The organism is Streptomyces fulvoviolaceus, from assembly GCF_000718165.1.
Lineage (GTDB): Bacteria > Actinomycetota > Actinomycetes > Streptomycetales > Streptomycetaceae > Streptomyces > Streptomyces fulvoviolaceus.
In genome coordinates this window covers 45,699-66,744 of the sequence record NZ_JOEY01000001.1, presented here as the reverse complement: position 1 = coordinate 66,744, position 21,046 = coordinate 45,699, and the positions used below count along the sequence as shown (strand labels likewise).

Below are 21,046 nucleotides of genomic sequence, written 5' to 3'. Positions count from 1 at the left end.
GCGCAGAGCCGCTCCGCACCCGGGAGGCGATGATGCCTGCAGCGCGGGATTCCCTGCTGGACGCCGCATATACGGCGCTGGCGCGCCGGCCGTGGTCCGCCGTGCGGATGGTGGACGTGGCGGCGGCCGCCGGGGTGTCCCGGCAGACGCTGTACAACGAGTTCGGCAGCAAGGAGGGGCTGGCCCGCGCCCTCGTCAGGAGAGAGGCGGACGGCTATCTCGTCGGGGTCGAGCGCGCGCTCACCGCGCACGGCGACGCCCGGGAGCGGCTGACCGCGACCGCCGAGTGGACCGCCTCCACCGCCCGCGAGAACGCGCTCGTACGGGCGATGCTCACCGGCTGCTGGAGCGAGCGGCTGCCCTCGCCGACCCTGTCGGCGGTGCCGTCCTCCTCGGCCGTACCGGCGCAGCGCCGGGCGGACGGCCCGTTACCCTCGCCCGGTGACTTCGTGGCGCTCGTCCGCGACCGTGCCGTGACCGTCCTGTCCGGGCCCGGAGTGGCCAAGTCGGACAGCGCCGACCTGGCCCGCTCCTGCGAACTGGCCGTCCGTATCGCCCTGTCCTGCGTGGCGGCCCCGCCGGGTGAGGGCGGCGTCACCGATCTGGTGCGCACCGCCCTGCACCGGCAGCCGGTGTGAGCTGCTTCTTCAGCCGGCCCACCTTCGTGCAGTCGTCGTCCGCCGGCCCGCCGGCCCCGAAGTCGGCGAGGTCGGCGAGGTCGGTGCGGACCGCGAGGACCTGCGGGCGCTGGTGGAGCGGGATGGAGTGGTCCAGCTCCCAGATCTTGGCGTGGGCCTCGTCGTAGAGCTTGTTCGCGGCGGCCGTGTCCCTCGTCCGGGTCGCCTTCTCCAGGAGGGCGTCGATCTCCGGGGCGCCGACGGAGCCGTAGTTCTGGTGGAGGTTCCTGCCGGAGGGCTCGCGGTGGATGGGGTACGCCTGCGAGCGGAACGTCTGGTCGACCCAGCGGAAGCTGGTCTGCGCGAAGTTGCCGATGGTGACGTACTTGGAGAAGCAGTCGTTGGCCGGGACCTTGTCGATGGTCGGCTTGATGCCCGCGGCCGCGAGCTGCGCCTGGTCGACCTGCGCCGAGGTGCTGTCCGAGCTGAGCGTGCCCGCCGCGTCGAGGTCGTAGGTGCCGTACGTACCGGAGTTGTCCTGGTACTCCGCCGGTTGAGGTAGGCGTCCCTCCACGCCGTGGGGCGGCCTGTCGCTCCCGCGGGTGCGGGAGGGCGTCTAGTGGGCCGAGCCGGACAGTTGCAGGCCGATGACGCCCACGATGACCAGGCTGATCGACACGAGCTTCAGCGTCGACACCAGGTCGCCGAGGAAGATCATTCCGTAGATCGCGGTGCCCGCCGCGCCGATGCCCGTCCACACGGCGTACGCCGGGCCGACGTCGAGCTTCCTCAGCGCCAGGGTCAGCAGACCGAAGCTGCCGAGCGCGAAGATGCAGAACGCGACCGTGGGCCACAATCGCGTGAAACCGTGCGAGAGCTTGAGACACACGGCGAAACCGGTCTCCAACAACCCGGCGACCACCACCAGCAGCCACGCCATGTGCTGTCCTCCCGTATGTCCGGCTCGGTGCGATTATGCCTTTACCTAACCTGTACGGAGACAAACAACGCGGAGGTCAGTCGCCTTCCGTCCGCTCCCTCGTGGCGAGCAGTCGGCGGAGCGAGTAGAGGCGGGCCGGATCGGCATGACCATCCGCTACCCACTGGTCCAGTGCGCAGTCGGGCTCATCATGACTGCACGCGCGCGGGCAGCCTTCGGTTCCCGGTACCAGGTCCGGAAAGGCGAGGATCACGCGGGAGGGGTCCACGTGGTGCAGGCCGAACGACCGTAGGCCCGGAGTGTCGATCACCCAGCCCGCGTCGCCCGCCAGGGGGAGCGCCAGCGCCGAGGTCGTGGTGTGGCGGCCGCGGCCCGTCACCGCGTTCACATGGCCGGTCACCCGTCGACGGTCCTCCGGGACCAGCGCGTTGACCAGCGTCGTCTTGCCTACGCCCGAGTGGCCGACGAACGCCGTGATCTTGCCGTCGAGTTCCTCGCGCACCCGGTCCGCCGCGGCGCCGTTCTCCAGTTCCTCGCGGCTGGTGACGACGTGTGGGATGTCCAGGTGGCCGTACAGCTCCAGCAGTTTGTCGGGCTGGGCCAGGTCCGACTTCGTCAGGACCAGGAGGGGCGTCAGACCGCCGTCGAACGCGGCGACCAGGCAACGGTCGATCAGGCGCGGGCGGGGCTCGGGGTCGGCGAGGGCGGTGACGATCGCCAGCTGGTCGGCGTTGGCGACGACCACGCGCTCGAACGGGTCGTCGTCGTCCGCGGTGCGGCGCAGGACCGAGGTGCGCGGCTCGATGCGGACGATGCGGGCCAGGGTGTCCTTCTGGCCGGAGAGGTCGCCGATGATGGCCACCCGGTCGCCGACGACCGCGGCCTTGCGGCCCAGTTCGCGGGCCTTCATGGCCATGACGACCGTGCCTTCGACGAGACAGGTCAGACGGCCCCGGTCGACGGTGAGGACCATGCCCTCGACCGCTTCCTCGTGCTTGGGGCGGATGTTCGTACGCGGCCGGTTGCCCTTGCGGTTGGGGCGCTGACGGATGTCGTCCTCGTCGGTGTGCTTGCCGTAGCGGCGCATGATCTCTAGACCCCTACGCCCCGAGCATCCCGGTCCAGAGTTCGGGGAAGTCCGGGAGGGTCTTCGCCGTCGTCGCCACGTTCTCGATCTGCACGCCCTCCACCGCGAGGCCGATGATCGCGCCGGCCGTCGCCATGCGGTGGTCCTCGTACGTGTGGAAGATCCCGCCGTGCAGGCGGCGCGGCCGGATGTGCAGACCGTCGGCCGTCTCGGTCACGTCACCGCCGAGTTCGTTGATCTCCTTGGTGAGCGCGGCCAGGCGGTCCGTCTCGTGCAGGCGCAGATGGGCCACCCCGCGGAGCGTGGAGGGGGAGTCGGCCAGGGCCGCGACCGCCGCGATGCCCGGGGTCAGCTCGCCGACCTCGCTCAGGTCGACATCGATGCCATGGATCGAGCCCGAGCCGGTGAACACCAGGCCGTACTCGGTGAGTTCGCAGGAACCGCCCATTTCGGTGAAGATCGCACGCAGCTGGTCACCGGGCTGGGTGGTGCGGGACGGCCAGTCCGGGATGACGACCTTGCCGCCGGTCACCAGGGCCGCCGCGAGGAAGGGCTGGGCGTTGGACAGGTCGGGTTCGACGGTGAGATCCCGGCCGAGCAGGGCGCCCGGCGTGACCCGCCAGACGTTCGGCTCGCCGCCCGACTCCGGGGTGTCCACCTGGGCACCGACCGCGCGCAGCATGTCGACGGTCATGCGGATGTGGGGGAGCGAGGGGAGCGAGGAGCCGATGTGGCGGACCTCCACGCCCTGGTTGAAGCGGGGGCCGGAGAGGAGCAGGGCGCTCACGAACTGGGACGACGAGGACGCGTCGATCTCCACCGGGCCGCCGTCCAGCGCGCCGCCGCCGTGGACCGTCAGCGGGAGTGCGCCGCGGCCGTCGTCGTCGATGCGGGCGCCGAGGAGGCGGAGGGCGTCGATCACGCCGTTCAGGGGGCGCTCGTACGACCTCGGGTCGCCGTCGAAGCGGATCTCGCCGTCGGCGAGGGCGGCGACCGGGGGGAGGAAACGCATGACCGTGCCGGCGTTGCCGACGTTGACCGTGGCCGGGCCGCGGAGGCCGGCCGGCAGGACGCGCCAGGTCTCGCCCGTGCCGTCGGGGCCTACGCCCTCTTCGATGCCTACGCCCATCTCGCGGAGGGCGGCTGCCATGAGGAGGGTGTCCCGGGAGCGGAGGGGGCGGCGGATCCAGCCCGGTTCTGACGCCAGTGCGGCCAGGACGAGGGCGCGGTTGGTTACTGACTTGGACCCCGGTACGTGGACCGTCGCTTCGACGGCTCCGCTTGCGTAGGGGGCGGGCCAGAGGGCGGTGTCTGCGGGGTTCAAAGCCATGGGGTCCACTTTAGTGGGGGGTCGTGCGTTGGGTGCGGCGCCGTTGTGGCTGGTCGCGCCCCGCGGCGAAGCCGCTGACGTCACAGCCCCGCGCCCCTGTGTGATGCGCCCCTTCGGGGCTGCATCACACATCCAACAACCACCTGCCCCCGCCTATGAGCGAGCACAGGCTCACCGCGTGGAACAGGAACAGCCACAGGCCCGCCGGGACGTGGGTCAGGCGCGACAGCTGGTCCGCGTCCGAGTCCCCTGCGCCCCCTCGCGCCCGCTTCGCCTGTAGCTCGAATGCGGGACGCACTCCGCCCAGCAGCAGGAACCACACCACCGCGTACGCGAACGCCGCCTGGACCTGAGGTCCCGCCAGCCAGGACACCACCACGAAGGTGCCGCCGGTGACGAGCACCGTCAGGGCCCCGTACGCGTTGCGGATCATGATCAGCATGGCGATCAGCAGGGCTGTGGCCACCCACAACAGCAGCGTGAGGCGGCCCGCCGCCAGGAGTGCCGCGCCGCCCAGGCCCAGGAGCGGGGGAGCGGTGTAGCCGGCCGCCGCGGTGAGGATCATGCCGATGCCGTGCGGTTTGCCTCGGCTGACGGTGAGGCCGCTGGTGTCGGAGTGGAGGCGGATGCCGGTGAGCTGACGGCCGGTGAACAGGGCGATCAGGCCGTGGCCGCCCTCGTGGGCGATGGTGATGGCGTTGCGGGAGACGCGCCACAGAGTGTGTGGGACCACTACGGCGAGCGCCGCGACCATGGTGGCGAGAACCACCCACAGATCGGGGTCGGGCTGTGTGCCGATGAGCCGGTCCCAGAGGTCGGGCAGCGCGGTGGATGCGGTGCTGTCCATGTTTCCCGGTGGCTCCCTCTCGTCGTACGGAGTCTGGCAGTGTGGCACGTATGTGCGGACGGTATGCAGCCAGTCGTGGACCCGAGGATCTCGCAGGAATCTTTGAGATCGAGCAGTGGGAACCTGAGGAGACCCTGGCACCTGACTACAACGTGGCCCCGACCAAAGAGGTCTATGCCGTCCTCGACCGTCCTCTTAAGGACGTGGAGGACCTGCGCCCGGTTCGACAGCTGCGCAAGCTGAAGTGGGGACTGGTGCCGAGCTGGTCGAAGACCCCCGAGGGCGCGGCCCGGATGATCAACGCCCGCGCCGAGACCGTGCACGAGAAGCCCTCGTACCGCCGTGCCTTCTCCACCCGGCGCTGCATCATCCCCGCCGACGGCTACTACGAGTGGGTCACCGGCAAGGGGGAGCGGGACCTGGAGGTCGAGGGCAAGAAGAAGCGGCCGCGCAAGCAGCCCTACTTCGTGCTGCCCGCCGACGGGTCGGTGTTCGCGATGGCCGGGCTGTACGAGTTCTGGCGGGACAAGACCCTCCCCGACGACCACCCGCAGGCCTGGTGGGTGACCTGCTCCGTCATCACCACGGAGGCCGAGACGAGCCCGCTCGCCGTGGCGCCCGAGGAGGGGCCGCACTCGCTCGCCGAGATCCACCCCCGGATGCCGCTGATGCTGACGCCGGACCACTGGGGCCCCTGGCTCGACCCGTCCCGCACCGACGTCGACGACCTGCGCTCGCTCCTCGCCCCGCCCCCCGAGGGGCTGATGCGGGCCTACCCGGTGACGACCGCCGTCAGCAACGTCCGCAACAACGGACCGGAGCTGCTGAAGGAGCTCGAGGGGCCCGAAGAGGGCACACTCTTCTGACGTGACGAAAGAGACCACTGAGGTTATTGGCACGGATGCGGGGGACGCCCGCATCACCTGGCACCGGGCGAGGAAGCCCCGCCTCGTCCTCGCCGTCAGCCACGGCGCCGGCGGCGGTGTCGAGACGCGGGATCTGCAGGCGCTGGCCGCAGTGATGCCTGGGCACGGCGTGACCGTCGCCCTCGTCGAGCAGCCCTGGCGGGTGGCCGGGAAGAAGGTCGCGCCCGCGCCCAAGACCCTCGACATCGGTTGGCGGGGGATCTGGCCCGCGGTGACGAAGCCCGGCCTCCCCGTCATCTCCGGCGGCCGTAGCGCCGGGGCCCGCGTCGCCTGCCGTACGGCCGTCGAACTCGGCGCGCACGCCGTGCTCGCCCTCAGCTTCCCGCTGCACCCGCCGGGCAAGCCGGAGAAGTCCCGCGCCGACGAGCTGCTCGGGGCGGGGGTGCCCACGCTGGTCGTCCAGGGCGGGAACGACCCCTTCGGGAAGCCGGAGGAGTTCCCGGACGGGGCGTACGAGCTGGTCGAGGTGCCTTACGGCGATCACGGCTTCGTCGTACCGAAGCGGGCGCCCCTCGAACAGGAGGCGGCCGTGACGATCATCACGGACGCTGTGGTGACGTGGGCCGGGTCACTGGGGTAAAGGCTCGGGAATGTTGAGCCGTGGAGCTCTGTTGAGGCGGACAGAAGTGCTGAGCACTCGCACTGACCGTCGTAGGAGAGGAAGTCCGCCGCATGGGTTCGACCTTCTGCCCGCCCGTCTCCCGCCACCACCCCGTGGACGGGCTTCGCCCGGCAGAGTCTGATTCGAGTCGCAGCAGCCGCGCTGACCTGGACTGGACAGTGCTGCACGCGGCCAAGACCGCGCCTATTGGGGCGGCGGGCGGACCGGATCGTCGTCTATCCTCCGATTCTGGTGGCATCGGTCTCGATGCTGCCCGGAATCTTGAGGAGGTGGGTGCGGTTCCCGGTACCGACGCAGGGACCGAACACGGCCAGGCGGAGCAGCCCGAGGGCCAGGGCATCAGTGCGGAAACGAGCAGGGAGTCGACCGCCGAGCGCACCGCGCGCTTCGAGCGGGACGCGCTCGAGTTCCTCGACCAGATGTACTCGGCCGCCCTGCGCATGACGCGCAACCCGGCGGACGCCGAGGACCTGGTGCAGGAGACGTACGCGAAGGCATACGCGTCCTTCCACCAGTTCCGTGAAGGCACCAACCTCAAGGCGTGGCTGTACCGGATCCTCACCAACACCTTCATCAACTCGTACCGCAAGAAGCAGCGCGAACCCCAGCGCTCCGCGGCCGAGGAGATCGAGGACTGGCAGCTGGCGCGCGCCGAGTCGCACATGTCGACCGGTCTGCGCTCCGCCGAGTCGCAGGCGCTCGACCACCTGCCCGACTCGGACGTGAAGGAAGCGCTCCAGGCGATCCCCGAGGAATTCCGCATCGCCGTGTATCTCGCGGACGTTGAGGGCTTTGCGTACAAGGAGATCGCGGACATCATGGGGACACCCATCGGTACGGTGATGTCCCGGCTGCACCGGGGCCGCCGTCAACTGCGCGGCATGCTCGAGGACTACGCCCGTGAGCGTGGGCTGGTCCCGGCCGGTGCCGGAGAGTCGAACGAAGCGAAAGGCTCGGGCTCATGAGCTGCGGAGAGCCGCACGAGACGGACTGCAGTGAGGTACTCGATCATCTCTACGAGTTCCTCGACAGTGAGATGCCGGACGTCGACCGCGACAAGTTCAAGCAGCACTTCACCGAGTGCTCGCCGTGCCTGGAGAAGTACGGCCTGGAAGAGGCCGTGAAGAAGCTGGTCAAGCGGTGCTGCGGTCATGACGACGTGCCGAGCGACCTGCGCTCCAAGGTCCTGGGGCGGCTCGACCTGATCCGCTCCGGGCAGGCGGTGCCGGAGCACGACATCACCGCGAGCCCCGTCACTCCGCAGGAGTCCTGAACTCCCGCCCCGGGAACGGGCTGTCGTCACTCGAACGTGCTAATCGGCGGGTCATAGTCCCGCGCTCCCCCCTCTCGCCGTCCTAGGCTCCGTCAGAGCTGTGCGGACAGGGGCGGGAGGGGCTCATGGAGGCGATACCGGCACGGGCACGGGTGTACGTCGCCTGTGTCGCCGTCGGCGCGCTGACCTGCCTCGTTCCCCTGTCGACCGTGCACACGCCCTGGTGGGCGGTCGTGCTGCTCGCCGCGCTGTACGCCGGGTGCGAACAGGTCGCCGCCCGGTGGCGGTTCGTCGGCACCTTCTATCCCGTCCTGCTCGCCGGGGCCTTTCTGCTGCCCCCGCCCGCCGCCGCGCTGGTGGCGCTGCCGGGGGCTCTGCTGTCGCCCGTGGAGCAGCGGCCGCGTCTGCTGCGCCGGGTCTGGCGTGCCGCCCAACTCGTCGCCGGCGTGTGGGTGGCCGCGCGCGTGCACTGGGCGATGGGCGGCCGGGACGCGGTCGTGGCGTCCGACTTCCCCTACGCGCTCGTGCCCGCCGGGGCAGCGGTGCTCGCGTTCTGCCTGGTGCTGACCGTGCTGGACGGCGGCATCCTGGCGCTCGCCGAGCGGGTGCCCCTACGGCGGGCCTGGCGGGGCCTGTTCCTGCGCTCGCTCGCCCCGATCGCCGTGCACGGACTCGCCGGGCTGATGATGGCCGTGCTGTGGCGCAGTCCCTACGGCCCGGTCGCCGCGCTGCTCGTGCTGTTGCCGATGTGTGTGTCGTGGTGGGTCTTCGCCCAGTACCACCGGGAGCGGGCCGCGCATCAGGCGACGATCCGGGCGCTGGTCCAGGCCGTCGACATCAAGGACGAGTACACCCGTGGGCACAGCGAGCGGGTCGGGCAGGCGTCGATGATGATCGCCCGCGAACTCGGCATGGACGACGCCCGGGTGGAGGTGCTGCGGTTCGCCGGGATCCTGCACGACGTGGGGAAGCTGGGGGTGCCCACCCGGCTGCTGCGGAAGGACGGGCCGCTGACTCCCGAGGAGCGGCGCGTGATCGAGCTGCATCCCGAGTACGGGCACGAGATGGTGCGGGGCATCTCCTTCCTGGGGGAGGCCCGGGCGGCCGTACTGCATCACCATGAACGGCTGGACGGCAGCGGGTATCCGTACGGGCTGGTGGGAGGCCAGATCCCGGAGTCCGCACGGGTGGTGGCGGTCGCCGACGCCTTCGACGCGATGACGTCCACGCGGTCCTACCGGCGGGCCAGGCCGGTGGGTGCGGCGCTGGAGGAGCTGGAACGCTGTGCCGGTTCGCAGTTCGACCCGTCAATGGTGCGGGCGTTGGTGCGCGCGTTGGGCCGGCACGGCTGGCACCCCGCCGTCACCGCGGACGAGGCCCGCCCGCCGCGGCCCCGCGGAGCGGTCGCCGGACGGCCGGGAGCACACCGATGAACGCTCGTCGGCGCCCCGTCCTGCTTCCTCTCGTCCACACCTGTGCGGCGGTCCTCGGCCTGGGCTCCCTGACCGTCATCCTCTGGACCGGCATCGAGGAGCGCGGTATCGCCCTCGCCTTCGGCCTGCTCGTCACCGTCGGCGAGCTCACCCGCTGGACCGGCGCCGCCCGGGTCCGGGAGGCCGCGCCGCTCGGCGCCGCCGGGGCCCTGTCGTACGCGCTGCTCGGTGCCGACGCCGGACAGCCCACCCACCACGGCGTCGCCCAGGTCGTCGCCGTGGTGCTCGCCGCGTCGCTCCTCGGCAGCGTGCCGCACATAGCGCGCGGACAGGGCCCGGTGCTGGACCACCTCGTGCGGCGTGTGCTCACCGTCGGGTTCGCCGCCGTGTGCTACCAACCCCTGTACAACCGGGGGGTGTTCGGGGAATGGGGCGGCCCCGCGTACGCGCTGCTGCTCCTGGCCCTGCTCGCCCTCACCGCGCTGTGCGACTGCGTGCTCGCCGCGGCCCTCGCGCACTCCCGGACCGGGTGGCCCTTCGGCCCCCTGCTGCGGGACGAGCTGCGCGCCCTGCTCGGCATCGGGTCGGCCGTGTGCGCGACGGGGGCGGTGATGGCTCTCGCGGTCGCCGTCGTCGGGCTGTGGGCGCTGCCCGTGTTCTCGCTGCCGCTGCTGCTGACCCAGATGTCCTTCCGGCGGTACGCGGCCGTGCGGACCACGTACCGGCAGACCATCGCCTCCCTCGCCCGCGCCACCGAGATCGCCGGGTACACCCCCGCCGGGCACGCCCATCGCGTGGCCGCGCTCAGCAGGGCGGTAGGGCGGGACCTGGGGCTCACCCGGCCCGAGCTGGCCGTCCTGGAGTACGCCGCCCTCATGCACGACATCGGGCAGCTGAGCCTGATCGACCCGGTGCCCGCCGGGGCCACCGCCGTCCTGCCCGTCGCCGAACAGCGGCGGATCGCGCTGCTCGGCGGGGCCGTCGTACGGCAGACGGGCGTCGACGCGGCGGTCGCCGTGGTCGTGGAGCGGCAGGCCGACCCCTGCCGGCAGCAGCCGGTCGCCGCGCGGATCGTGCGGGCCGTCAACGCATACGAGGAGAAAGCGCGGGCAGCCGGGCCCGGTGGGCCCCTCACGGCGCTGGAGGAGCTGCGGCTGGCGACCGCGGGCGACTACGCTCCCGAGGTCGTGGAGGCGCTGGCCAGGGTGCTGACAAGAGACTGTCTGACCCTGCCCGCGGCTGGGTAACCCATGGGTAATGAGCGCCCTTCCAGCCGCACGTGGTTGGATGCGAATGAGAGGGTGTCCGGGGGCACAGCCAGCCCACTGAACGGAACTGGCAGGCGGGAATCGTGAGGATCTTCGGCAAGGGACGGCACCGGCCCTCCGCCTCCTGGCGGCAGGCCACCGACCGTGCGTTTTCGCTGATCGGCGACGGTCGGTACGAGGACGCGGGCGCCCTGTTGACACGTGCTGCGGACCTGGAGCCGTGGCTGTCCGAGTCCTGGTTCAACCTCGCCCTCCTGCACAAGTTCCGGCACGACTGGGAGCAGGCCCGGGCGGCGGGTCTGCGCGCCGTGGCCCTGCTCGACCGGGAGACCGGCGCACCTGACTGGTGGAACGTCGGCATCGCGGCCACCGCCCTCCAGGACTGGCCGCTGGCCCGGCGGGCCTGGCAGGCGTACGGGCTGCGGGTGCCGGGCGGTGCGACGGCCTCCGGCGAGACTGTGGGGATGGACCTCGGCAGTGCGGCCGTACGGCTGTCTCCGGAAGGGGAGGCCGAGGTCGTGTGGGGGCGGCGGCTGGACCCCGCGCGGATCGAGGTGCTGTCCATCCCGCTGCCCTCGTCCGGGCGGCGCTGGGGCGAGGTCGTGCTGCACGACGGGGTGCCGCACGGGGAGCGGACGACTGCGTCGGGCCATGCGTATCCGGTGTTCGACGAGATCGAGCTGTGGGCGCCGTCTCCCGTGCCGACGTGGGTGGTGCTGCTCGAGGCTGCCACCGAGGCTGATCGGGATGCGCTGGAGCAGCTTGCGGGTGACGCCGGGTTCGCCGCGGAGGACTGGTCTTCTTCTGTACGCCTGCTCTGTCGGATGTGTTCCGAGTCGCGGATGCCGTCCGATGAGGGGGATGGGGAGCATTTGGATCCCCACGACCACAGTGAACCGGGTCACCCCGGGCCGCTCGGGCATCGGACTGACGGGCAGTTGTGGGTGCCGGAGCGGGAGTGCGGCGTTGCGGCGCCTGCCTCGCTGGTGCGGGGGTTGTTGGACGGGTGGGTTGCCGACAGCCCGGATTCTCGGGACTGGCGGGATTTGGAAGAGGTCTGTTAGGTCTTCTTTCGGGTGCGGCGCCGTCGTGGCTGGTCGCGCCCACGCGGCGGAGCCGCATATCGGACACAGCCCCGCGCCCCTTCAGGGCGCGCTCCCCGTACCCTGTATCCGCAGTTTCCCCCTGTTTTTGTTTAGGAAGGCGTACGTCGGTCATGGCGCAGCAGGACACCGATCAGCAGCACGTGGGCGTGCTCCCCGTGGACGACGAGGGCTTCGTCATCGACATCGAGGAGACCGAGGAGCGCGAGAACGCCTGGCGTGAGCGCGGGACCTCGCGGCCGATCACGGTCGTCGGGAACCCGGTGCTGCACAAGGAGTGCAAGGACGTCACCGAGTTCGGCGCGGAGCTGGACCAGCTGGTCGCGGACATGTTCGCCTCGCAGCGCACCGCCGAGGGCGTGGGCCTGGCCGCCAACCAGATCGGCGTCGACCTGAAGGTCTTCATCTACGACTGCATGGACGACGAGGGCAAGCGGCACGTCGGTGTCGTCTGCAACCCGAAGGTCGTCGACCTGCCCGCCGATCGGCGCAGCCTGGACGACAGCAATGAGGGCTGTCTGTCGGTGCCGACCGCGTACGCGCCGCTCGCCCGCCCGGACTACGCCGAGGTGACCGGGCAGGACGAGAAGGGCAACCCGATCAAGGTGCGCGGCACCGGCTACTTCGCACGGTGTTTGCAGCACGAGACCGACCACCTGTACGGATACCTCTACATCGACCGGCTCTCCAAGCGCGAACGCAAGGACGCGCTGCGGCAGATGGCCGAGAACGAGCCCCGCTACCCCGTGGTCGCAAACGACTGACGCCCCACAACTCCCGCACGCACGGCGCCTGTTCAGGAACCCCTTCCTGAACAGGCGCCGTCCGTCTGTCCGTCGCACATTCGATCGGATGTACACCTGTAGCGATCGGAAACAAGTCACGCAAGGGGAGAATTCCGGCACTGTGGGGTAGTGAATGAAGCAAATCCGTTCCCAGATCGGTCAGTTGTGGTGCTGAATGGAAGTGCGGGGATACGCAACGGCGCACGCCCGGTTCAGCGGGAGGGGCGTGCGCGACTGGCGGCTGGAAGGGGTTTGTTCGTGCATGCTTTCCCACACAGCACCACATCGGCACCGACGGCGGTCGCGGTTCCGCCATCGCTCTTCCTCTCGGTGATCGAGGCAGCGTTTCCCAGGCAACTGCACCCGTATTGGCCCAGGCTCCAGGAGAAGACCCGTACCTGGCTCCTGGAAAAGCGGCTCATGCCGGCGGACAAGGTGGAGGAATATGCCGACGGACTTTGCTACACCGACCTCATGGCCGGGTACTACATGGGTGCCCCGGACGAGGTCCTCCAGGCGATAGCGGACTACAGCGCGTGGTTCTTCGTCTGGGACGACCGGCACGACCGTGACATCGTCCACCGGCGGCCGGGCGCGTGGCGGCGGCTCAGGATGCGCCTGCACGCGGCCCTCGACTCCCCACGGGACCATCTGCACCACGAGGATCCCCTGGTGGCCGCCTTCGCCGACAGCATGCTGCGGCTGTACTCGTTCCTGCCGCAGACGTGGAACACGCGGTTCGCCCGCCACTTCCACCAGGTGATCGAGGCCTACGACCGGGAATTCCGCAATCGTACCGAGGGAATCATTCCCCCGGTCGAGGAGTACCTGGCGCTGCGTCGGCTCACCTTCGCGCACTGGATCTGGACCGATCTGCTGGAGCCGGCCGCGGGCTGTGAACTCCCGGACCGTGTACGGAAACACCCGGCATATCGGCGGGCGGCACTGCTGAGTCAGGAGTTCGCCGCCTGGTACAACGACCTCTGTTCGCTCCCCAAGGAAATAGCGGGCGACGAGGTGCACAATCTCGGAATCAGCCTCATCAAATATGAGGGGCTGACCCTGGAAGAGGCGGTCAGGGAAGTCCGGCGGCGCGTCGAGAAATGCGTGGACGAATTCCTCGTCGCGGAACAGGACGCCTTACGGTTCGCCGATCTCCTCGCCGACGGCACGCTGCGGGGAAAGGAACTGAGTGCCGCCGTACGGGCCTGCGTCTGCAACATGCGGAACTGGTTCAGCACCGTCTACTGGTTCCACCACGAGTCCGGCCGGTACATGGTCGACAGCTGGGACGACCGGTCCACGCCCCCGTACGTCAACAACGAAGCGGCAGGTGAGAAATGACCGTCGAGTCCGTCAGGCCCGAAGCCCCGGTGACCCCGGAGCTGCTCGAGCCGCCCTTCGCGGGCGGGGGCGTACCCGTCCTCGGCCACGGCTGGAAACTGGTCCGCGACCCGCTGAGCTTCATGGCCCGACTGGGCAGCCACGGCGATGTCGTACGACTCAGGCTCGGCCCCAAGACGGTCTATGCCGTCACCACGCCGGCGCTCACCGGAGCCATGGCGCTGAGCAACGACTACATCATCGACGGACCACTGTGGGAGTCACTGGAGGGCCTGCTCGGGAAAGAGGGCGTGGCCACCGCGAACGGGCCCACGCACCGGCGTCAGCGGCGCACCATCCAGCCCGCCTTCCGGCTCGACGCGATCCCCGCGTACGGGCCCATCATGGAGGAGGAGGCACACGCGCTCACCGAGCGCTGGAAGCCCGGCGAGACGATCGACTGCACCTCCGAGTCCTTCCGTGTCGCGGTGCGTATCGCGGCCCGCTGCCTGCTGCGCGGAGACTTCATGGACGAGCGGGCCGAGCGGCTGTGTGTCGCCCTCGCCACCGTCTTCCGGGGCATGTACCGGCGGATGGTGATACCCGCCGGGGCGCTGTACCGGCTGCCGCTCCCGGCCAATCGCAAATTCAACGCGGCGCTGGCCGATTTGCATCTCCTCGTCGACGAGATCGTCGCCGAGCGGCGGGCCTCTGGTCAAAAGCCGGACGATTTGCTGACGGCCTTGCTGGAGGCAAAGGACGACAATGGCGACCCCATCGGGGAACAGGAGATCCACGACCAGGTCGTCGCCATACTCACGCCCGGCAGCGAAACCGTCGCGTCCACGATCATGTGGCTGTTGCAGGTGCTCGCCGAACACCCGGAACACGCGGACAGGGTGTGCGCGGAAGTTGAATCCGTGACCGGCGGACGTCCGGTGGCATTCGAGGACGTCCGGGCGCTCCGGCACACGAACAATGTCGTCGTCGAGGCCATGCGTTTGCGGCCCGCCGTATGGATATTGACGCGGCGGGCGGTGCGGGACACGGAACTCGGTGGCTATCGCATTCCGGCCGGGGCCGACATCGTGTACAGCCCGTACGCGATCCAACGCGATCCGCAATCGTACGCGGACAACCTGGAGTTCGATCCCGACCGGTGGCTTCCGGACCGGGTCAAGTCGGTGCCGAAACACGCCATGAGCCCATTCAGTACGGGCAACCGCAAGTGCCCGAGCGACCACTTCTCGATGGCCCAGCTGTCGCTGATCACGGCGGCCCTGGCCACGAAGTACCGCTTCGAGCAGGTGTCCGGGTCCGACGACGGGACCCGGGTGGGCATCACGCTCCGCCCGCACCGGCTGCTGCTGACCCCGGTGCCGAGGTCGTGAGTCAGGCGGCCTCCGGGCCGCGGAAGGTGCGCCGGTAGGCGTTGGGGGTGGTCCCCACCGCCCGCAGGAACTGATGGCGCAGCGCGGCCGCGGTGCCGAACCCCGTTCGGCCCGCGATCGCGTCCACCGTCTCGTCCGACGCCTCCAGCAAGTCCTGTGCCAGCAGCACCCGTTGGCGCAGGATCCAGCGGTAGGGAGTCGTGCCCGTCTCCTGCTGGAAGCGGCGGGCGAAGGTGCGCGGGGACATGTGCGCGCGCTCCGCGAGCTGCTCGACGGTGACCTCCTCGTCGAGGTGCTGCTCCATCCACACGAGCACCTCGCCGACGGTGTCGCACTGCGACCGCGGCAACGGCCGCTCGATGTACTGCGCCTGTCCGCCGTCCCGGTGCGGCGGTACGACCATGCGCCGGGCGATCTTGTTGGCGACCTCCGGCCCCTGCTCCTTGCGCACGATGTGCAGACAGGCGTCGATACCGGCGGCGGTGCCGGCGCTGGTGATCACCGGGTCCTCGTCGACGTACAGCACGTCCGGTTCGATGACCGCCCGCGGATTGCGCACGGCGAGCTCGTCCGCCTGCCGCCAGTGCACACTGCACCGCCGCCCGTCGAGCAGCCCGGCGGCGCCGAGCACGAAGACACCGGAGCACACGCTGAGCACCCGGGCGCCGCGGTCCACCGCCCTGATCAGGGCGTCGAGCAGTTCGGGCGGATAGTCGCGGGTGACGTAATCACTCCCGGCAGGCACGGCGATCAGGTCGGCCTCCTCCAGCCGTTCCAGTCCGTACGGCGTGGAGACGCTGAGCCCGCCGACATGGGTGCCGAGCGTCGGCCCCTCCGCCGAGACCACGGCGAAGTCGTATGTCGGCAACCCCTCGTCACTGCGGTCGATGCCGAACACCTCGCAGATGACGCCCAGTTCGAAGGGGTGCACACCGTTCAGGAGCACTGCGGCCACGTTTTTCAGCATGCTGCCAGTGTGCCTCGGAAGTGGCAGTAAATCGAGGGTGTGCGGCAGTCCTGCCACTGTTGGTAAGGGGCATGCGGCGGGACAGTAGTTACATGACTTCCACGCAGACAGAAGGACTGATCGGAATGCTCACCGTCCTCGGAATCCTCGTTCTCCTGATCCTCCCGTCGGTGCTCGGCATCGTCCACGACCGGCGCATCGACCGCCAGATCAAGAAGGCACAGGACCGCCAGGGGAGGCTCCAGCGCTTCGCCCGGGCGGCCTGATCGCAAACCTGTACGAGCGCGGCCGGTCTCGTGTGTAGCCTCTCCTGAACCACCAGGGGAGGATCATGAGACACAGACTGTGGGCCGTGGCGGGCGGGGCGGCAGCCCTGACCCTGCTCACGGCCACCGGGGCCCACGCCGAGGGCGAGGGCGACATCCGGGTCACCAAGACGGTTGTCAACGGCGGCAAGAACGTCATCGTCGGCACCACGAAGGCCGTCGACTACCCGGTCGCCATCACCATCAAGGACGACTCGGGGGTGAAGGGGCTCACGGACGTCAGCACCTTCAGCGCGACCAATCACGAAGGCGGCGGCTTCGCCGAGTGGACCGACAGCACGTGTGTGAAAAAGTCGTCGACCACGTCGGTGTGCACGGCCACGATGAGGATCACCCCGGCCTGGATCCCCGACTACAGCGACGCCGACAGCAACAAGGCCGCCGGTGAGTGGACGGTCAACGCCACGGTCAAGGCGAACGACGGCGACTACTGGATCTCCGACTACATCGCCGACTACAAGGTGAAGCGCGCCTCCCGGCTCACCACCGACGCGACCCCCGAGCCGGTCGCCAAGGGCGCGAAGCTGACCATCAACGGCAAGCTGACCCGCGCGAACTGGGAGAACCTCGAGTACCACGGGTTCACCGGGCAGACGGCCAAGCTGCAGTTCCGGCCCGCCGGCGGCGCCCACTACAGCACGGTCAAGACCGTGACGACGGGTACCCACGGCAAGCTGAGCACGAAGGTGACCGTCACGTCGGCGGGCAGCTGGCGCTGGTACTTCCCCGGCACCACGACGACGGCACGTGTCGTGTCGGTGGGGGACGCGGTCAAGCTCAAGTGACCGTCGCGGGATGGTCGGTTACTTCACCACCACGGTGACCGACCACTCCTGAATCCCCTTGCACGAGACCTTGCCGGTCTCGGTGGCGCACAGTGGGCGTGAGGAACTCAGTCGTGCCGTGCCCGCCGAGACCGCCTTGAAGGCGGAGCTCGCGTCGCCGGGCAGAAGCACGATGCCGCTGTTGGTGGGCTCGAGGACGCCACCCTCGGCGGTGACCGACTTCCATGGGCGGCTCTTGGTTCCGTCCAGGCCGACCCGGATCGTGTCGCCCGCCGCCAGGCACACCGTGCGGCCGCTGTCGTCGGCGTCGAGCTCCGGCACGGAGGTGCAGCCCGGCGAGGGCGAGGTCGACGTCGAGGGCGACGGTGACACCGTGTCACCGTCGCCCTCACCGCTGCCGGCCTGGGTGCCGCACCCCGCGAGCAGCAGCGTCAGCGCTGCGACGGCGAGGGTCGTGTGGTGGGTCGTACGGCGCATGATGAGGCCTCCTCACCTATGAGACGTACGACCCACGCACCCGGATCCATTCCTTCGCGCCCCGTCAGAAGTCCTCGTCCAGGTCGACGGTGCCCTCCACCGCCACCTGGTACGCGGACGGACGCCGCTCGAAGAAGTTGGTCAGCTCCTGGACGCCCTGCAGCTCCATGAAGGAGAAGGGGTTCTCCGAGCCGTACACCGGGGCGAAGCCGAGGCGGCTGAGGCGCTGGTCGGCGACGCACTCCAGGTACTGGCGCATCGACTCGGTGTTCATGCCCGGCAGGCCCTCACCGCACAGGTCGCGCCCGAACTGCAGCTCGGCCTCGACGGCCTCCTTGAGCATGTCGACGACCTGCTGCTGGAGCTGCTCGTCGAAGAGCTCCGGCTCCTCCTTGCGGACGGTGTCCACCACCTCGAAGGCGAAGGACATGTGCATCGTCTCGTCGCGGAACACCCAGTTGGTGCCGGTGGCGAGGCCGTGCAGCAGACCCCGGCTGCGGAACCAGTAGACGTACGCGAAGGCGCCGTAGAAGAACAGGCCCTCGATGCACGCGGCGAAGCAGATGAGGTTGAGGAGGAAGCGGCGGCGGTCGGCCTTCGTCTCCAGGCGGTCCAGCTTCTCGACCGAGTCCATCCACCTGAAGCAGAACTCGGCCTTCTCGCGGATGGAGGGGATGTTCTCCACCGCGTCGAAGGCGGCCGCACGGTCCTCCGGGTCGGGGAGGTAGGTGTCGAGCAGCGTCAAGTAGAACTGGACGTGCACGGCCTCCTCGAAGAGCTGGCGGCTCAAGTAGAGCCGTGCCTCGGGGGAGTTGATGTGCTTGTACAGGGTCAGCACGAGGTTGTTCGCCACGATCGAGTCGCCCGTCGCGAAGAACGCGACCAGCCGGCCGATCATGTGCTGCTCGCCCTCGGACAGCTTCGCCAGGTCGGCGACGTCCGAGTGGAGGTCGACCTCCTCGACGGTCCAGGTGTTCTTGATGGCGTCCCGGTAGCGCTCGTAGAAGTCGGGGTAGCGCATGGGGCGGAGAGTCAGCTCGAAGCCCGGGTCGAGCAGGTTCTGGTGTTGGGAGGTGCCGGCGCGAAGCGCCGTCGTTGAGGGGCGGTGGTCGGGCGACGGGTGGGCGGACATTACTGGCAGGCCTCGCAGGACTCGGGGTTTTCCAGGGAGCAGGCGACGGCCTCGGGGTCGTCGGCCTGCTGAACGGGGACAGTGGCTTGCGCCTGTGCCGCGCGGGCGATGCGGGTCGCCGGGCGCGAGCGCAGGTAGTACGTCGTCTTCAGGCCCGACTTCCAGGCGTACGCGTACATCGAGGAGAGCTTGCCGATGGTCGGCGTCTCCAGGAACAGGTTCAGGGACTGGGCCTGGTCGAGGAACGGGGTCCGCGCCGCCGCCATGTCGATCAGGCCGCGCTGCGGGATCTCCCAGGCCGTGCGGTACAACGCCCGTACGTCCGCCGGGATCCAGGTGAAGTCCTGCACCGAGCCGTTCGCGTCGCGCAGGGCCTCACGGGTGCGGGCGTCCCACACGCCGAGCTTCTTCAACTCGGCCACCAGGTACGAGTTCACCTGGAGGAACTCGCCGGACAGCGTCTCGCGCTTGAAGAGGTTCGAGACCTGCGGCTCGATGCACTCGTAGACACCGGCGATCGACGCGATGGTGGCGGTGGGCGCGATGGCCAGCAGGAGCGAGTTGCGCATGCCCGTGGCCGCGATCCGCTCGCGCAGGGCCGCCCAGCGCTCCGGCCAGGTGAGGTCCACGTCGTAGTGGTCGGGGTGCAGGACGCCCTTCGCCGTACGGGTCTTCTCCCAGGCCGGCAGCGGGCCGCTGCGCTCGGCCAGGTCGGCGGAGGCCTCGTAGGAGGCGAGCATGATGCGCTCGGCGATGCGGGTGGAGAGCGCCTTCGCCTCGGGGGAGTCGAAGGGGACGCGCAGCTTGAAGAAGACGTCCTGGAGGCCCATCGCGCCGAGGCCCACCGGGCGCCACTTGTTGTTGGAGCGGCCCGCCTGCTCGGTCGGGTAGAAGTTGATGTCGACGACGCGGTCGAGGAAGGTGACGGCGGTGCGGACGGTCTCGTCCAGCCGCTCCCAGTCGATGTCGCCGGTCGTCGTGTCGACAAAGGCACCCAGGTTCACCGACCCCAGGTTGCAGACCGCCGTCTCCCCGTCATCCGTGACCTCCAGGATCTCCGTGCAGAGGTTGGAGGAGTGGACGACGTGGCCCGGGGTGGCCGTCTGGTTGGCGGTGCGGTTGGCGGCGTCCTTGAAGGTCATCCAGCCGTTGCCGGTCTGCGCGAGGGTGCGCATCATGCGGCCGTAGAGGTCACGGGCGGGGATGGTCTTGCGCGCGAGGCCGTCCGCTTCGGCCTTCCGGTACGCCGCGTCGAACTCCTCGCCCCACAGGTCGACCAGCTCGGGAACGTCGGCGGGGGAGAACAGCGACCACGGTGCGTCGGCGTTCACACGGCGCATGAACTCGTCCGGGATCCAGTGCGCGAGGTTCAGGTTGTGCGTACGGCGGGCGTCCTCACCCGTGTTGTCGCGCAGCTCCAGGAACTCCTCGATGTCGGAGTGCCAGGTCTCCAGGTAGACCGCGGCCGCGCCCTTGCGCCGGCCGCCCTGGTTCACGGCGGCGACCGAGGCGTCGAGGGTCTTCATGAACGGGACGATGCCGTTGGAGTGCCCGTTGGTGCCGCGGATCAGCGAACCGCGGGAACGGATACGGGAGTACGACAGCCCGATGCCGCCGGCGTGCTTCGAGAGGCGGGCGACCTGGTGGTAGCGGTCGTAGATGGAGTCCAGCTCGTCCAGCGGGGAGTCGAGGAGGTAGCAGGACGACATCTGCGGGTGCCGGGTGCCGGAGTTGAAGAGCGTGGGGGAGGAGGGGAGGTAGTCGAGGCGGCTCATGAGCCGGTAGAGGGCCGCGACTTCGTCCAGCGCGCGGGTCGTGTCGTCCTCCGCCAGACCGGACGCCACCCGGAGCATGAAGTGCTGAGGCGTCTCGATCACCCTGCGCGTGATCGGGTGCCGGAGCAGGTACCGGCTGTGCAGGGTGCGCAGGCCGAAGTAGCCGAAGCGGTCGTCGCCGTGTGTGTCGATCAGCGCGTCGAGGCGGGCCGCGTGGACGCGCGCGAACTCCGCCGTACGGTCGGCGATGAGCCCCTCGCGGTGCCCGACCGCGACCGACTCGGTGAACGACGTGACGCCCTGCGAGGCGGCTTCCGCGGCGATGCTGATGGTCAGCAGACGGGCGGCCAGCCGGGAGTAGGCGGGGTCCTCGGAGATGAGGCCGGCCGCCGCCTCGGTGGCCAACTCGCGCAACTCCGCCTCGTCTGCCCGCGCGGACCGGCCCCGGAGCGCTGCGGCGGCGACCCGTCCGGGATCGGCGTCGGGGAGGTCGGCGGTCAGCTCGGTCAGGGTCCGCAACAGGGCGGTACCGGGACCGTGTTCGTCCACAGGGGTGGTCGTGGTCGCTGAAGCCGGTTCGGCTGGCGCGATGGTCACGTGGGGCTCTCCCTCGCTGGGCACGGGGCCTTGCGGAGGGCA

At 69.8% G+C, this 21,046-nt stretch carries 22 protein-coding genes; 13 read left to right on the top strand and 9 right to left on the bottom strand.

Annotated elements, in window-relative coordinates; translation table 11 throughout:
• Nucleotides 1–29: 29 nt before the first annotated feature.
• Nucleotides 30–638: a TetR/AcrR family transcriptional regulator gene (locus IG08_RS0100365; protein WP_030594479.1), complete on the top strand. Its 609-nt coding sequence runs from the start codon at nucleotides 30–32 to the stop codon at nucleotides 636–638.
• On the opposite strand, the gene IG08_RS0100360 is transcribed toward IG08_RS0100365, so the two are convergent.
• The 5 genes from IG08_RS0100360 to IG08_RS0100340 all read right to left on the bottom strand — a co-directional run bounded on the left by IG08_RS0100360 (nucleotide 595) and on the right by IG08_RS0100340 (nucleotide 4,821).
• A complete protein-coding gene (locus IG08_RS0100360) occupies nucleotides 595–1,191 on the bottom strand; it encodes a periplasmic substrate-binding domain-containing protein (RefSeq protein WP_030594476.1) in 597 nt (198 codons plus the stop codon). The genes IG08_RS0100365 and IG08_RS0100360 overlap by 44 nt on opposite strands.
• A 42-nt stretch (nucleotides 1,192–1,233) precedes the next feature.
• Nucleotides 1,234–1,557 carry a DMT family transporter gene (locus IG08_RS0100355; RefSeq protein ID WP_030594474.1) on the bottom strand — a complete coding sequence of 108 codons (324 nt, stop codon included), beginning with the start codon at nucleotides 1,555–1,557 and terminating at the stop codon, nucleotides 1,234–1,236.
• A gap of 76 nt (nucleotides 1,558–1,633) precedes the next feature.
• The gene (gene rsgA, locus IG08_RS0100350; RefSeq protein ID WP_030594470.1) at nucleotides 1,634–2,644 is read right to left on the bottom strand and encodes a ribosome small subunit-dependent GTPase A; all 1,011 of its coding nucleotides are present in this window, start codon (nucleotides 2,642–2,644) and stop codon (nucleotides 1,634–1,636) included.
• A 13-nt stretch (nucleotides 2,645–2,657) separates the two neighbouring features.
• Nucleotides 2,658–3,974, bottom strand: coding sequence for a 3-phosphoshikimate 1-carboxyvinyltransferase (aroA, locus tag IG08_RS0100345; protein WP_030594468.1), 1,317 nt, complete (start codon nucleotides 3,972–3,974; stop codon nucleotides 2,658–2,660).
• A 124-nt stretch (nucleotides 3,975–4,098) separates the two neighbouring features.
• Nucleotides 4,099–4,821 carry a M50 family metallopeptidase gene (locus IG08_RS0100340; protein WP_030594465.1) on the bottom strand — a complete coding sequence of 241 codons (723 nt, stop codon included), beginning with the start codon at nucleotides 4,819–4,821 and terminating at the stop codon, nucleotides 4,099–4,101.
• Between the two features lie 50 nt (nucleotides 4,822–4,871).
• On the opposite strand from IG08_RS0100340, the gene IG08_RS0100335 reads away from it, so the two are divergent.
• The 10 genes from IG08_RS0100335 (at nucleotide 4,872) to IG08_RS0100290 (ending at nucleotide 14,945) form a co-directional block, all read left to right on the top strand.
• Nucleotides 4,872–5,687: an SOS response-associated peptidase gene (locus tag IG08_RS0100335; protein ID WP_078655366.1), complete on the top strand. Its 816-nt coding sequence runs from the start codon at nucleotides 4,872–4,874 to the stop codon at nucleotides 5,685–5,687.
• A gap of 1 nt (nucleotide 5,688) precedes the next feature.
• The gene (locus tag IG08_RS0100330) at nucleotides 5,689–6,327 is read left to right on the top strand and encodes an alpha/beta hydrolase family protein (protein ID WP_030594460.1); all 639 of its coding nucleotides are present in this window, start codon (nucleotides 5,689–5,691) and stop codon (nucleotides 6,325–6,327) included.
• A gap of 311 nt (nucleotides 6,328–6,638) precedes the next feature.
• Nucleotides 6,639–7,334: an RNA polymerase sigma factor SigR gene (sigR, locus tag IG08_RS0100325; protein WP_030594457.1), complete on the top strand. Its 696-nt coding sequence runs from the start codon at nucleotides 6,639–6,641 to the stop codon at nucleotides 7,332–7,334.
• Nucleotides 7,331–7,642: a mycothiol system anti-sigma-R factor gene (gene rsrA / locus IG08_RS0100320; protein WP_030594454.1), complete on the top strand. Its 312-nt coding sequence runs from the start codon at nucleotides 7,331–7,333 to the stop codon at nucleotides 7,640–7,642. The genes sigR and rsrA overlap by 4 nt, the downstream gene beginning before the upstream one ends.
• A 125-nt stretch (nucleotides 7,643–7,767) precedes the next feature.
• Nucleotides 7,768–9,075 carry an HD-GYP domain-containing protein gene (locus IG08_RS0100315; RefSeq protein ID WP_030594451.1) on the top strand — a complete coding sequence of 436 codons (1,308 nt, stop codon included), beginning with the start codon at nucleotides 7,768–7,770 and terminating at the stop codon, nucleotides 9,073–9,075.
• Nucleotides 9,072–10,322, top strand: a complete 1,251-nt coding sequence (locus IG08_RS0100310; protein ID WP_030594449.1) for an HD-GYP domain-containing protein — start codon at nucleotides 9,072–9,074, stop codon at nucleotides 10,320–10,322. The genes IG08_RS0100315 and IG08_RS0100310 overlap by 4 nt, the downstream gene beginning before the upstream one ends.
• A 104-nt stretch (nucleotides 10,323–10,426) precedes the next feature.
• Nucleotides 10,427–11,407, top strand: a complete 981-nt coding sequence (locus IG08_RS0100305) for a tetratricopeptide repeat protein (RefSeq protein ID WP_030594447.1) — start codon at nucleotides 10,427–10,429, stop codon at nucleotides 11,405–11,407.
• A gap of 152 nt (nucleotides 11,408–11,559) precedes the next feature.
• Nucleotides 11,560–12,210, top strand: a complete 651-nt coding sequence (def, locus tag IG08_RS0100300; RefSeq protein WP_030594445.1) for a peptide deformylase — start codon at nucleotides 11,560–11,562, stop codon at nucleotides 12,208–12,210.
• 279 nt (nucleotides 12,211–12,489) lie between these two features.
• Nucleotides 12,490–13,575, top strand: coding sequence for an epi-isozizaene synthase (gene cyc1, locus IG08_RS0100295; RefSeq protein WP_106980851.1), 1,086 nt, complete (start codon nucleotides 12,490–12,492; stop codon nucleotides 13,573–13,575).
• Nucleotides 13,572–14,945, top strand: a complete 1,374-nt coding sequence (locus IG08_RS0100290; RefSeq protein WP_030594439.1) for a bifunctional albaflavenone monooxygenase/terpene synthase — start codon at nucleotides 13,572–13,574, stop codon at nucleotides 14,943–14,945. Before cyc1 ends, IG08_RS0100290 begins: the two co-directional genes overlap by 4 nt.
• Nucleotide 14,946: 1 nt before the next feature.
• Here the strand turns inward: IG08_RS0100290 and IG08_RS0100285 are convergent, their stop codons facing one another.
• Nucleotides 14,947–15,912, bottom strand: a complete 966-nt coding sequence (locus IG08_RS0100285) for a helix-turn-helix domain-containing protein (RefSeq protein ID WP_030594437.1) — start codon at nucleotides 15,910–15,912, stop codon at nucleotides 14,947–14,949.
• Between the two features lie 92 nt (nucleotides 15,913–16,004).
• Here IG08_RS0100285 and IG08_RS59870 point away from each other — a divergent pair, with 92 nt between their 5' ends.
• Both IG08_RS59870 and IG08_RS0100275 read left to right on the top strand, forming a co-directional pair.
• The gene (locus tag IG08_RS59870; RefSeq protein WP_158812161.1) at nucleotides 16,005–16,178 is read left to right on the top strand and encodes a hypothetical protein; all 174 of its coding nucleotides are present in this window, start codon (nucleotides 16,005–16,007) and stop codon (nucleotides 16,176–16,178) included.
• A 65-nt stretch (nucleotides 16,179–16,243) separates the two neighbouring features.
• Entirely contained in the window at nucleotides 16,244–17,023 is a 780-nt protein-coding gene (locus IG08_RS0100275) for a hypothetical protein (protein WP_030594434.1), read from the top strand.
• Nucleotides 17,024–17,041: 18 nt separating this feature from the next.
• Here IG08_RS0100275 and IG08_RS0100270 read toward each other — a convergent pair whose 3' ends face one another.
• The 3 genes from IG08_RS0100270 to IG08_RS0100260 all read right to left on the bottom strand — a co-directional run bounded on the left by IG08_RS0100270 (nucleotide 17,042) and on the right by IG08_RS0100260 (nucleotide 21,004).
• On the bottom strand, nucleotides 17,042–17,500 hold the full coding sequence (locus tag IG08_RS0100270; protein WP_030594431.1) for a hypothetical protein: 459 nt from the start codon (nucleotides 17,498–17,500) through the stop codon (nucleotides 17,042–17,044).
• A 64-nt stretch (nucleotides 17,501–17,564) separates the two neighbouring features.
• Nucleotides 17,565–18,632 (bottom strand): ribonucleotide-diphosphate reductase subunit beta, encoded by a 1,068-nt coding sequence (locus IG08_RS0100265; protein ID WP_199820786.1) that lies wholly within the window; start codon nucleotides 18,630–18,632, stop codon nucleotides 17,565–17,567.
• Nucleotides 18,632–21,004 carry a ribonucleoside-diphosphate reductase subunit alpha gene (locus IG08_RS0100260; protein WP_030594426.1) on the bottom strand — a complete coding sequence of 791 codons (2,373 nt, stop codon included), beginning with the start codon at nucleotides 21,002–21,004 and terminating at the stop codon, nucleotides 18,632–18,634. The genes IG08_RS0100265 and IG08_RS0100260 overlap by 1 nt, the downstream gene beginning before the upstream one ends.
• Between the last annotated feature and the right edge of the window lie 42 nt (nucleotides 21,005–21,046).

What these genes read in the sequence shown, in the direction of transcription:
- rsrA (WP_030594454.1), top strand. Translation starts at nt 7,331, where the DNA reads ATGAGCTGCGGAGAGCCGCACGAGACGGACTGCAGTGAGGTACTCGAT.
- IG08_RS0100355 (WP_030594474.1), bottom strand. Translation starts at nt 1,557, where the DNA reads ATGGCGTGGCTGCTGGTGGTGGTCGCCGGGTTGTTGGAGACCGGTTTC.
- aroA (WP_030594468.1), bottom strand. Translation starts at nt 3,974, where the DNA reads ATGGCTTTGAACCCCGCAGACACCGCCCTCTGGCCCGCCCCCTACGCA.
- IG08_RS59870 (WP_158812161.1), top strand. Translation starts at nt 16,005, where the DNA reads ATGACTTCCACGCAGACAGAAGGACTGATCGGAATGCTCACCGTCCTC.
- IG08_RS0100270 (WP_030594431.1), bottom strand. Translation starts at nt 17,500, where the DNA reads ATGCGCCGTACGACCCACCACACGACCCTCGCCGTCGCAGCGCTGACG.
- IG08_RS0100275 (WP_030594434.1), top strand. Translation starts at nt 16,244, where the DNA reads ATGAGACACAGACTGTGGGCCGTGGCGGGCGGGGCGGCAGCCCTGACC.
- def (WP_030594445.1), top strand. Translation starts at nt 11,560, where the DNA reads ATGGCGCAGCAGGACACCGATCAGCAGCACGTGGGCGTGCTCCCCGTG.
- IG08_RS0100285 (WP_030594437.1), bottom strand. Translation starts at nt 15,912, where the DNA reads ATGCTGAAAAACGTGGCCGCAGTGCTCCTGAACGGTGTGCACCCCTTC.
- rsgA (WP_030594470.1), bottom strand. Translation starts at nt 2,644, where the DNA reads ATGCGCCGCTACGGCAAGCACACCGACGAGGACGACATCCGTCAGCGC.
- IG08_RS0100335 (WP_078655366.1), top strand. Translation starts at nt 4,872, where the DNA reads ATGTGCGGACGGTATGCAGCCAGTCGTGGACCCGAGGATCTCGCAGGA.
- IG08_RS0100310 (WP_030594449.1), top strand. Translation starts at nt 9,072, where the DNA reads ATGAACGCTCGTCGGCGCCCCGTCCTGCTTCCTCTCGTCCACACCTGT.
- IG08_RS0100365 (WP_030594479.1), top strand. Translation starts at nt 30, where the DNA reads ATGATGCCTGCAGCGCGGGATTCCCTGCTGGACGCCGCATATACGGCG.
- IG08_RS0100340 (WP_030594465.1), bottom strand. Translation starts at nt 4,821, where the DNA reads ATGGACAGCACCGCATCCACCGCGCTGCCCGACCTCTGGGACCGGCTC.
- IG08_RS0100265 (WP_199820786.1), bottom strand. Translation starts at nt 18,632, where the DNA reads ATGTCCGCCCACCCGTCGCCCGACCACCGCCCCTCAACGACGGCGCTT.
- IG08_RS0100315 (WP_030594451.1), top strand. Translation starts at nt 7,768, where the DNA reads ATGGAGGCGATACCGGCACGGGCACGGGTGTACGTCGCCTGTGTCGCC.
- IG08_RS0100290 (WP_030594439.1), top strand. Translation starts at nt 13,572, where the DNA reads ATGACCGTCGAGTCCGTCAGGCCCGAAGCCCCGGTGACCCCGGAGCTG.